An 11,102-nucleotide genomic window follows, 5' to 3' on the forward strand; every position below is an offset into this window, starting at 1 on the left:
GAATAAAATCGATTCGTGCCGGGCAAGTTTGAGCCTGTGGATGTTCAGCTATGCTTGCCGGGCGAAAGGAAACGTAAAGTGGTACAGCACCCGATGGATATCAAGTTCGCCCACCGCTTGTCTTATAAACAAGCCAGACTGACAGTGCTGGTCGGATTCGTCTTGGGAACCTTGCTCAGCCTGATACAGATTGGGATTGATTATGCCAGCGAAGACGCTTCCATCAACCGGGAAATACGTGCGCTGATTGAAATCAGCCATAACCCGGCTTCGCGCATCGCCTACAACATCGACGCCGAGCTGGCCCAGGAACTGACGCTGGGCCTGCTGCACTCCCCCGCCATCACCCATGCACAACTGGTCGACAACAACGGTTTGGTCCTGGCCGATGTCCATCGTCCGCGCAAGGAAAGCACCTACCGGCCCATCAGCGACTTCCTGTTTGGCGCCAACCGCCAATTCGAAGACCGGCTGTACCTCACCCACATGCCCAATGATTCCCTCGGTGTACTGCGTCTTGACGTAGACACCTACGCGTTCGGCAGCCGCTTCCTGCACCGCGCCGAGATCACCCTGCTCAACGGCTTCGCCCGCAGCCTGATCCTCACCGGCATTCTGTTGGCGCTTTTCTACGTGATGCTGACCAAGCCGCTGGTGCGCATTATCCGCGAGCTGAGCTCACGCAAGCACGAGCGCCTGGACTGCCCGCCGGGGCACGAGCACGACGAGATCGGCGTACTGGTCAACGTCGCCAACCAACAGTTTGAAAACATGGAGACTGAAATCCAGCAACGCCGGCATGCTGAAAATCGCCTGACCGAATACCTCGGCCAACTGGAAGACATCGTCTCCGCCCGCACCACCGAGCTCAAGGCGATCAATCATCGGCTGACGCTCTCGAACGACGAGCTGGAAGCGGCGAAGATGACGGCCCTGGGCATGGCCCAGGCACGGGCGGCGTTCCTGGCCAACATGAGCCATGAAATCCGTACACCGCTGAACGGCCTGCTGGGGATGATCGCCCTCTCCCTCGACAGCCCGCTGAACGCCGAGCAACGCCAGCAACTGTCGATCGCCCATGACTCCGGCAAAGTACTGGTGGAGCTACTCAACGATATCCTCGACCTGTCGAAGTTCGACGCCGGCCAACTGGAACTGGAAAGCATCCCGTTCGACCTCGGTTCACTGGTGGAAGACACCGCCAACCTGCTCTCGCAAAACGCCGCGCCCAGCGTGGAGCTGACGTGCCTGATCGACCCGCAGTTTCCCGCCCAGGTGCTGGGCGATCCGACGCGGGTACGGCAGATTGTCAGCAATTTGCTGTCCAACGCCCTGAAGTTCACACGTTTCGGCCGGGTGGATGTACGCCTCAGTGCCCAGGCCGGCCGGGTCAGGATCGAGGTGTGCGACACCGGTATCGGGATCGCCCAGGATGCCCAGGTCAAGATTTTCCAGCCGTTCACCCAAGCCGGTGCGGGCATCACCCGCCAGTTCGGCGGGACAGGCCTGGGCCTGGCGCTGACCCACAACCTGTGCGAAGCCATGAAGGGCCGCCTGAGCATCAGCTCGGAAGCTGGCTTTGGCAGCCAGTTCTGTGCCGACCTGCCCTTGCCGACCCACTTGCCGGCGGTGCGCCTGGCGCCTTTGGCTGGAGATGTAATCGCCATCACCAGCACCAGCAGCGGGCTGGCAGAACTCCTCACCAGCCTGCTGCCGAGTTGGGGCCTGGCTCCGCGCTGTTATTCCATCGACGATGACTTGAGCGGGCAGAATCCCGACCTGCTGATCACCGACTGCCCCGAATGCCTGTTCCGCCTGCGCCCGATGATCACCGCCCCGATCCTGGTGGTAACCGCCTACGGCAACTTCATGCCCAGCGAAGAAGTCGCGGCCCTGGCCCCCTTGCAGCAACAGGCCCGTCCCCTGAGCCGCACCGCGCTGTACCAGGTCCTGCAACGCAACTTGCGCACCGATCCGGACCTGGTCCTGGACCTGATCCAGCTGGAAACCGGCCCCCTCGCCCACCGGGCGCGCATCCTGCTGGTGGAGGACAACCCGGTCAATCAACTGGTGGCCAAGGGCATGCTCGGCAAGCTCGGGTGCGAGGTGATCGTCGCCGCCCACGGTGGTGAAGCCCTCAAGCTGCTGGAAGAGCAAGGCTTCGACATGGTGTTGATGGACTGCAATATGCCGGTGATGGATGGCTATGAGGCCAGTCGGCAGATCCGCCGCAGCGGGCGCTGGCCGGACTTGCCGATCGTCGCCTTGACGGCCAACGCCATGTCCGAGGAACGCGAGCGCTGCCGGGCTGCGGGCATGAACGATTACCTGGCCAAGCCGTTTCGCCGGGAAGAACTCAAGGCCTTGCTCGATCTGTGGGTGCCGACTACGACAAGTCTTTGATCTGGCGCAACAGCTGATCCAGACCGTCACGCAAGGCATCGGCCTGGTTCAGATCAACGCCGCTGTCACACAACAGGCGGGCCTTCAGCGGCTGCACCCGGTCGCGCAGGTGCCGGCCTTCATCGGTCAGGCTCAGGTGCACTTCACGCTCATCCAGCGCACTGCGCTGACGCCGCACCAGGGTAAGCTGCTCCAGGCGCTTGAGCAGTGGCGTCAGCGTGCCGGAATCCAGCAGCAGGCGCTCGCCCAGGGCCTTGACCGTAGGCTGCGACACCGCTGCAGCCTGCCATTCCCACAGCACCAGCATCACCAGGTATTGCGGATAGGTCAGGCCCAACTGATCGAGCATCGGCTTGTAGGCCCGGGTGACTGCGCGGGAGGCGGCGTAGAGCTTGAAGCACAGTTGGTCGTCGAGGGCCAGGGACAGGTCGGTCATTTGAGCAGGGCTTCGATCTCTTGGGTCAGGTCCTGGGGCTTGGTGGTCGGGGCGAAGCGCTTGACCACCTGGCCGTCGCGACCGATCAGGAACTTGGTGAAGTTCCACTTGATGCCCTTGGAGCCCAGCAATCCCGGGGCCTGCTTTTTAAGCTGTACGAACAATGGGTGGGCATCGCTGCCGTTGACGTCAATCTTCTTGAACAGCGGGAAACTGACACCAAAGTTCAGCTCGCAAAACTCCGAAATGGCGCCTTCGTTGCCCGGCTCCTGCTTGCCGAACTGGTTGCAGGGAAAGCCCAATACCACCAGTCCCTGGTCCTTGTAATGCTGCCAGAGCTCCTCAAGCCCCTTGTATTGCGGGGTGAAGCCGCACTTGCTGGCAGTGTTGACCACCAGAATCGCCTTGCCGGCGAAATCGGCCAAGGTCTTTTGCTCACCCTTGATGGTGGTGCAAGGGATGCTCAGCAGGTTGTCGCTCATGGCAGTGCCTCTACAGAGATAAGAAGGACTGAACGATAGTAGGCAATTCAATTGCGTGCAATTTAATTGGCGGGACTTATGCCTTGATATAACGGCCCCTGCGGGCACGAAGCCCGCAGGAGCCTGACGGCTCAGCGCGGTACCAGGTCCAGGCACACCGAGTTGATGCAGTAACGCAAACCGGTCGGTGGCGGCCCGTCCGGGAACACATGGCCCAGGTGCGCATCGCACTTGGCGCAGGTGACTTCGGTGCGGATCATGCCGTGGCTGACGTCCCGGATCTCGACCATGGCCTGCTCGGCGATCGGCTCGTAGAAGCTGGGCCAGCCGCAGCCGGAGTCAAACTTGGCCCTGGAATCGAACAGCGGCTCATTGCAGCAGATGCAGTGGTAGACGCCGTCGGTCTTGGTGCCGTTGTACTTGCCGCTGAACGGTCGCTCGGTGCCTTTGAGGCGGCACACGTTGTACTGCTCCGGGTCGAGCATGGCTTTCCATTCTTCAACGGTTTTCTGCAACTTTTCCATCGGTACACCTCGGCAACTGAAAAAGCCTGATCTGTGTCTTTTCCATGGATCAGGCGGCACGTATGATTGCGCCTCTTCAAAGCGCCAGTCTGGCACCCGCGTTACCGGCATTCAAACGTATTTATGGGTCAGGCCAACGCAGGATTCTCAGCACGGTAGTCTTCACACCGTCTGGATCGTTCATTTTCAGGATCACATCGCCATGCAGGTCAGCAAATCGAACAAGCTCGCCAACGTCTGCTACGACATTCGCGGCCCGGTGCTCAAGCACGCCAAACGCCTGGAAGAGGAAGGCCATCGCATCCTCAAGCTGAACATTGGCAACCCGGCACCCTTTGGTTTCGAAGCGCCGGACGAAATCCTCCAGGACGTGATCCGCAACCTGCCTACCGCCCAGGGCTACAGCGACTCCAAAGGCCTGTTCAGCGCGCGCAAGGCCGTCATGCAGTACTACCAGCAGAAGCAGGTTGAAGGTGTCGGCATCGAAGACATCTACCTGGGCAACGGCGTGTCCGAGCTGATCGTCATGTCCATGCAGGCCCTGCTCAACAACGGCGACGAAGTACTCGTTCCGGCTCCCGACTACCCGCTGTGGACCGCCGCCGTAACCCTGGCCGGTGGCCATCCGGTGCATTACCTGTGTGATGAAGGCGCCGACTGGTTCCCGGACCTGGCCGACATCAAGGCCAAGATCACCCCGAACACCAAGGCCCTGGTGATCATCAACCCGAACAACCCCACCGGCGCCGTCTACTCCAGGGAAGTGTTGCTGGGCATGCTCGAACTCGCGCGCCAGCACAACCTGGTGGTGTTTTCCGATGAGATCTACGACAAGATCCTCTACGACGACGCCGTGCACATCTGCACCGCCTCCCTGGCGCCGGACCTGTTGTGCCTGACCTTCAACGGGCTGTCTAAATCCTACCGGGTGGCGGGCTTCCGTTCCGGCTGGATCGCCATTTCCGGCCCCAAGCACAATGCCCAGAGCTACATCGAGGGCATCGACATGCTGGCCAACATGCGCCTGTGTGCCAACGTGCCGAGCCAGCACGCCATCCAGACCGCACTGGGCGGCTACCAGAGCATCAACGACCTGGTGCTGCCACAAGGCCGCCTGCTGGAGCAGCGCAACCGCACCTGGGAACTGCTGAACGCGATTCCCGGCGTCAGTTGCGTCAAGCCGATGGGGGCGCTGTATGCGTTCCCGCGAATCGACCCGAAAGTGTGCCCGATCCTCAACGACGAGAAGTTCGTGCTCGACCTGCTGCTGTCGGAAAAGCTGCTGGTGGTCCAGGGTACGGCGTTCAACTGGCCGTGGCCGGATCACTTCCGGGTGGTCACCCTGCCGCGGGTGGATGACCTGGAGATGGCCATCGGTCGCATCGGCAACTTCCTGAAGTCCTATCGCCAGTAATGGGCATTGCGCTGTACGGCCCACCCGTGGTCGTACAGCGATTATCTGGCAACACTTCTCTGCCCTGCGCGGGCGGTATCGCCTTTTACGCCTGCCGGCTCCACCCTTGCTCGGGCATCACCCTATAATTACAGGGCTGCAAGGTAATGGGGCGAGGCTGCCGAGCCACACCAGGCCTCGGAAATTCCCTTCAAGGCTCTACATTCAGGCTGTAGGACACAGTTTGAAATAGTCCCCCGGTTGAATAGCCCCATGCCGCACCTTATATACCCCGCAGTACGCGACATATTAAGCATGAGGAGAATTCTACAACCATGATGCGCATTCTGCTGTTCTTGGCCACTAACCTGGCGGTCGTGCTGATTGCCAGCATCACGCTGAGCCTTTTCGGCTTCAATGGGATCATGGCGGCCAACGGGGTTGATCTGAACCTCAATCAGCTGCTGATCTTCTGTGCGGTCTTTGGTTTTGCCGGGTCGATTTTCTCGCTGTTCATCTCCAAGTGGATGGCGAAGATGAGCACCAGCACCCAGATCATTACCCAGCCACGCACCCGTCATGAGCAATGGCTGCTGCAGACCGTCGAGCAACTGTCCCGCGAAGCCGGGATCAAGATGCCTGAAGTCGGGATCTTCCCGGCCTATGAAGCAAACGCCTTTGCTACCGGCTGGAACAAGAACGACGCCCTTGTGGCCGTCAGCCAGGGCTTGCTGGAGCGGTTCTCGCCCGACGAAATCAAGGCGGTGCTGGCCCACGAGATCGGCCACGTGGCCAACGGTGACATGGTCACCCTGGCGCTGGTCCAGGGCGTGGTGAACACCTTCGTGATGTTCTTCGCGCGGATCATCGGCAACTTCGTCGACAAGGTGATCTTCAAGAACGAACAGGGCCAGGGCATGGCCTACTACGTGGCGACCATCTTCGCCGAACTGGTACTGGGCTTCCTCGCCAGCTCGATCGTGATGTGGTTCTCGCGCAAACGGGAATTCCGCGCAGACGAAGCCGGCGCACGCCTGGCCGGTACCGGCGCGATGATCAGCGCCCTGCAGCACCTGCGCTCCGAACAGGGCTTGCCGGTGCACATGCCGAACACCCTGACGGCCTTTGGCATCAACGGTGGCATCAAGCAGGGCATGGCTCGCCTGTTCATGAGCCACCCGCCACTGGAAGAGCGAATTGACGCACTGCGTCGTCGCGGCTGACAGCGACAAGAAGAAGGGGCGATTCAATCGCCCCTTTTTTGTGGGCGCTCTTCAGCACCTGGCCAACCGGTACACCCGCTCGTCCAGGCGCGTGACGCCGTCCTGAACAAACTTCCAGCTGTCCCCCAGGATGTCCTGCTCCTGCAGCACATCCAGGCTCCACCGGCCGCCCAGGAGCAATTGCACTTCCTCATCGCTCACCGCGAACGGCGGGCCGGCCTTCTGCGACTGTTCATAGTCGAGGGTGATCAACAGGCCACGACTGCCTCCCGCCAGAATCCCATTCAAGTGCGCCGCATACTGCTCGCGCATCAACGGTGGCAGGGCAATCAGCGCCGCCCGGTCGTAAAGCGCTGTGCAACCAACCACGGCACCGGCATCCAGGGCGAAGAAATCCCCGCACCACAGCTCGATGGAACCCGCCTGGAAAACTTTGAAAGCGCCGCGCTGGCTGACCTGCGGCATCAGCTCCTGCTCGCTGAAAAACTCTTCAACGGCCTTTTCCGACAACTCGACCCCGATCACCCGATGCCCGATGCTCGCCAGCCACACCAGGTCCAGGCTCTTGCCGCACAACGGCACCAGCACCTGCGCCCCGCTCGCCACACCCAGACCGGGCCAGTGGCGCAGCAGGTAAGGATTCACCTCGGGCAAGTGGAAACCCGTCTGATTGCGCGCCCAACGCTCATGCCAAAATCCAGGCTCCATGATTTATCCTAAAACTTGATCAAATAGCGCTAAAACTTATATTAGATTTAGATCAATGATCTGATTGAAGATGGTCCCATCTTAACCCTCAGGACCCTACTCATGCTGCCCAGCCTGTTTATCTCCCACGGTTCGCCCATGCTTGCCCTGCAACCCGGTGCCAGTGGCCCGGCACTCAAGCGCCTGGCAGCCGAGCTGCCACGCCCCAAGGCCATTGTGGTGGTCTCGGCGCACTGGGAAAGCCAGGGGCTGCTCGTGACTGGCAGCGCCGCACCAGAGACCTGGCACGACTTCGGCGGCTTCCCACGGGAACTGTTCGCGGTGCAGTATCCGGCACCCGGTGACCCGCAGTTGGCCGCCCAAATCGTGCAATTGCTCAAGGCTGACGGCCTGGAAGCGAGCATTGATGATCAGCGCCCCTTCGACCACGGCACCTGGGTGCCCCTGTCGCTGATGTACCCGGCGGCCGATATCCCGGTGGTGCAGGTATCGCTGCCAAGCCGCATGGGCCCTGCCCTGCAAACCCGTGTCGGCCACGCACTGGCGAGCCTGCGGGAACAGGGCGTGCTGCTGATCGGCTCCGGCAGCATTACCCACAATCTCGGCGAACTGGACTGGCATGCCGGGCCGGAGAGCATCGAGCCCTGGGCGCGGGATTTTCGCGATTGGATGGTCAGCAAACTGGCAGCCAACGATGAAGCCGCGCTGCACGACTATCGTCGCCAGGCACCTCATGCCGTGCGCAGCCACCCCAGCGACGAGCATTTGCTGCCGCTGTATTTCGCCTGGGGCGCCGGCGGTGAATTCAGCGCAGCCCACCAAGGCTTCACCATGGGCGCGCTGGGCATGGACATCTACCGTTTCGCCTGATTGCAGGCAAAAAAAATCCCCGAACCAGTCGGGGATTTTTTATGTTCGATCAATCAGCCCGGGGGCGGATCAATCTTCGCGGTAGCGACGCAGCTTCAACTGCTTACCGGCAACGCGGGTGTCCTTCAGCTTGGTCAGGAGTTTCTCCAGACCATCTTCCGGCAGCTCCACCAGGGAGAAGCTGTCACGCACCTGGATGCGACCGATCGCTTCACGTGCCAGGCCACCCTCGTTGAGGATAGCGCCCAGCAGGTTCTTGGCAGCGATGCCATCACGCGCGCCCAGCGCAGTACGGCAGCGAGCACGGCCTTCAGCCAATGGAACCGGAGCACGACGCTCACGATCACCACGGTCCGGACGGTCGCCAGTACGCTCTGGACGATCACCGCGCGGAGCGTTGTTCGGCACCAGTGGACGTTCTTTCTCGATGGCAGCCAGGGTCAGGGCCTGACCGTTGGTAGCCTTGCGCAGCAGGGCTGCAGCCAGGGCACGCGGGGTGCAACCGATATCGGCAGTCAGGCGGTCCAGCAGGTCGCCGTGGGTCGATTCAGCATCAGCCACCAGTGGCGACAGGCTGTTGGTCAGTTTCTTGATGCGCGCATCGAGAACGGCCTGGGCATCCGGCAGGCGGACTTCGGCAACTTTCTGACCGGTTACACGCTCGATCACTTGCAGCATGCGGCGCTCACGTGGAGTCACCAGCAACAATGCACGACCTTCGCGACCGGCACGGCCGGTACGGCCGATACGGTGAACGTAGGACTCTGGATCGTAAGGCATGTCAACGTTGAACACGTGGGTGATACGTGGAACGTCGAGGCCACGGGCAGCAACGTCGGTCGCCACAACGATGTCCAGACGGCCATCCTTGAGGGAGTCGATCACGCGCTCACGCTGGTTCTGGGCAATGTCACCGTTCAGCGCAGCGGCTTTGTAGCCTTTGGCTTCCAGGGCGCTGGCCAGGTCCAGGGTCGCTTGCTTGGTGCGCACGAACATGATCAGGGCGTCGAAGTCTTCGACTTCCAGCAGGCTCAATACAGCCGAGGTCTTCTGGTCAGCGTGAACCAACAGGTGAGCCTGTTCGATCGCGGTAACGGTCTGAGTCTTGGTCTGGATCTTCACGTGTTGCGGATCGCGCAGATGGCGTTCGGCAATGGCACGGATCGACTGTGGCAGGGTAGCCGAGAACAGTACGGTCTGACGGGTTGCTGGCAGTGCCTTGAAGATGACTTCCAGGTCGTCCATGAAGCCCAGCTTGAGCATTTCGTCAGCTTCGTCCAGAACCAGGTGGTTCACGGTCGACAGCACTTTTTCGTCGCGACGCAGGTGGTCGCACAGACGGCCCGGAGTGGCGACAACGATTTGTGCGCCGTTACGGATTGCTTTCAGTTGTGGGCCCATAGGCGCGCCGCCGTAAACGGCCACAACGGTAACGCCCGGCATTTGCTTGGCGTAGGTTTCGAAAGCGGTTGCTACTTGCAGCGCCAACTCACGGGTTGGCGCCAGGATCAGGGCTTGCGGCTCGCGCTTGGCAGGATCGATGCAGTGCAGGATTGGCAGGGCGAACGCGGCGGTTTTACCGGTACCGGTTTGCGCTTGGCCAATCATGTCTTGGCCGGCCATGATGATCGGGATCGATTGCTGCTGAATAGCCGAAGGTTCTTCGTAGCCAGTCGCGATGACGGCAGCAAGAATGTTCGGGTTAAGATTAAAAGCGGCGAAGCCGCCGGTTTCCTGGGTCATGGGTCTGCCTCTAAGTGCATCCGCAAAGACCCATGCTCCAAAGCTGCGCATGCCGTGTTGAGACTCAAGAGTCGCCCTGGCTGCTTTGTCGGCGGGGATTTGCGAAAACGAATGAATGAAAAAGATTCGTCAAGGAAGAGTCCGCTGTGCGAACGTGCAGCCGAAGCTGACTTCGGGGAATTGCGCTACCTAAACGCGGCCCGGTTAAAGGCCGGCGCGCACTATACCGGAAATCGCTGAAAAAGGGAGCTTTTTTTATCGCAAACCGCAGGTAAACGCCTCTGCATCAAAGGCTTTGCGCATCCAGGCAGCAGGGTCTATTTTTCAAAGGCCCGGCCCTGTTGGTCATGACGCTTAAACGGTTCACCCTTAACAGCGGGCCCTTCGGTCCGAAACCTCCCTTTGCGCCCGAGGGCACACCCCATGAACCAAGCCACCAACAGCCGCGTCAGCCGTGAACAGCAGGGTCATATCCTGTTGCTGGGGCTGGATCGCGTGGCCAAGCGCAATGCGTTCGACCTGGAATTGCTCAATGATTTGAGCCTGGCGTATGGCGAATTTGATCGCAATGAGGAAGCGCGGGTGGCCATTGTCTTCGGGCATGGCGATCACTTTACCGCCGGATTGGACCTGGCCAATGTGGGGCCCACGATGGCACAAGGCTGGCAACCGCCTCTGGGTGGTTGTGATCCGTGGGGCGTTTTCGCGGGGCCCCGGGTCAGTAAGCCGGTGATTGTTGCGGCTCAGGGGTACTGCCTGACCATTGGTATCGAGTTGATGTTGGCGGCGGATATCAATCTGTGTGCCAGCAATACCCGGTTTGCGCAGATGGAAGTGCAGCGCGGGATTTTTCCTTTTGGGGGCGCGACGTTGCGCTTTCATCAGATCGCGGGGTGGGGGAATGCCATGCGCTGGTTGCTCACGGGGGATGAGTTTGATGCCCATGAAGCGCTGCGGTTGGGGTTGGTGCAGGAGGTGATGGCCAGCGAGGATTTGTTGCCCCGGGCGGTGGCGCTGGCAAACCGCATTGCCCAGCAGGCGCCGCTGGGGGTGCAGGCCACGCTGATGTCGGCGCGCCAGGCACGGATCGAGGGGGAGACCGCGGCGGCGGCCGGGTTGCCCGTTTTGGTGGAGAAACTGCTGAATAGTGAGGATGCCAAGGAAGGTGTACGGGCGATAATCGAGAAGCGGCCTGGGGTTTTTAAAGGCTGTTGATTGTGGAGGGGGGCTTGGGGCGGGGTACATATCCGTTATTTAGGTAACGGCCACTATTGGTTCCGCTCTTACAGCGGCTCACTTTTGAAAAGCGCAAAAGTAAGC

The 11,102-nt window shown here is 60.8% G+C and carries 10 protein-coding genes; 5 read left to right on the forward strand and 5 right to left on the reverse strand.

The window, feature by feature from the left end; all coding sequences use genetic code 11:
- Nucleotides 1-93 precede the first annotated feature (93 nt).
- On the forward strand, nucleotides 94-2,403 hold the full coding sequence (locus AC3WKX_RS29370) for a hybrid sensor histidine kinase/response regulator (RefSeq protein ID WP_102606006.1): 2,310 nt from the start codon (nucleotides 94-96) through the stop codon (nucleotides 2,401-2,403).
- Here AC3WKX_RS29370 and AC3WKX_RS29375 read toward each other — a convergent pair.
- The 3 genes from AC3WKX_RS29375 to msrB form a co-directional block, all read right to left on the reverse strand.
- On the reverse strand, nucleotides 2,387-2,839 hold the full coding sequence (locus tag AC3WKX_RS29375) for a MarR family winged helix-turn-helix transcriptional regulator (protein WP_087694772.1): 453 nt from the start codon (nucleotides 2,837-2,839) through the stop codon (nucleotides 2,387-2,389). The genes AC3WKX_RS29370 and AC3WKX_RS29375 overlap by 17 nt on opposite strands.
- The gene (locus AC3WKX_RS29380) at nucleotides 2,836-3,321 is read right to left on the reverse strand and encodes a glutathione peroxidase (RefSeq protein WP_003209061.1); all 486 of its coding nucleotides are present in this window, start codon (nucleotides 3,319-3,321) and stop codon (nucleotides 2,836-2,838) included. Before AC3WKX_RS29380 ends, AC3WKX_RS29375 begins: the two co-directional genes overlap by 4 nt.
- A gap of 131 nt (nucleotides 3,322-3,452) precedes the next feature.
- Nucleotides 3,453-3,845, reverse strand: coding sequence for a peptide-methionine (R)-S-oxide reductase MsrB (msrB, locus tag AC3WKX_RS29385; RefSeq protein ID WP_003209059.1), 393 nt, complete (start codon nucleotides 3,843-3,845; stop codon nucleotides 3,453-3,455).
- Nucleotides 3,846-4,047: 202 nt separating this feature from the next.
- Between msrB and AC3WKX_RS29390 the strand changes: the two genes are divergently transcribed.
- Nucleotides 4,048-5,259, forward strand: coding sequence for a pyridoxal phosphate-dependent aminotransferase (locus tag AC3WKX_RS29390; protein WP_003209058.1), 1,212 nt, complete (start codon nucleotides 4,048-4,050; stop codon nucleotides 5,257-5,259).
- Nucleotides 5,260-5,573: 314 nt separating this feature from the next.
- Nucleotides 5,574-6,461, forward strand: coding sequence for a protease HtpX (gene htpX, locus AC3WKX_RS29395; RefSeq protein ID WP_003209055.1), 888 nt, complete (start codon nucleotides 5,574-5,576; stop codon nucleotides 6,459-6,461).
- Between the two features lie 51 nt (nucleotides 6,462-6,512).
- Here the strand turns inward: htpX and AC3WKX_RS29400 are convergent, their stop codons facing one another.
- Nucleotides 6,513-7,169 carry a thiopurine S-methyltransferase gene (locus tag AC3WKX_RS29400; RefSeq protein WP_102606007.1) on the reverse strand — a complete coding sequence of 219 codons (657 nt, stop codon included), beginning with the start codon at nucleotides 7,167-7,169 and terminating at the stop codon, nucleotides 6,513-6,515.
- A 102-nt stretch (nucleotides 7,170-7,271) separates the two neighbouring features.
- Here AC3WKX_RS29400 and AC3WKX_RS29405 point away from each other — a divergent pair, with 102 nt between their 5' ends.
- Nucleotides 7,272-8,039 (forward strand): DODA-type extradiol aromatic ring-opening family dioxygenase, encoded by a 768-nt coding sequence (locus AC3WKX_RS29405; RefSeq protein WP_102606008.1) that lies wholly within the window; start codon nucleotides 7,272-7,274, stop codon nucleotides 8,037-8,039.
- A 69-nt stretch (nucleotides 8,040-8,108) separates the two neighbouring features.
- Here the strand turns inward: AC3WKX_RS29405 and AC3WKX_RS29410 are convergent, their stop codons facing one another.
- Nucleotides 8,109-9,782, reverse strand: a complete 1,674-nt coding sequence (locus AC3WKX_RS29410; RefSeq protein ID WP_003209050.1) for a DEAD/DEAH box helicase — start codon at nucleotides 9,780-9,782, stop codon at nucleotides 8,109-8,111.
- Between the two features lie 423 nt (nucleotides 9,783-10,205).
- On the opposite strand from AC3WKX_RS29410, the gene AC3WKX_RS29415 reads away from it, so the two are divergent.
- On the forward strand, nucleotides 10,206-10,997 hold the full coding sequence (locus AC3WKX_RS29415) for a crotonase/enoyl-CoA hydratase family protein (RefSeq protein ID WP_102606009.1): 792 nt from the start codon (nucleotides 10,206-10,208) through the stop codon (nucleotides 10,995-10,997).
- Nucleotides 10,998-11,102: the final 105 nt, after the last annotated feature.

Source organism: Pseudomonas sp. GP01-A4 (assembly GCF_058780865.1).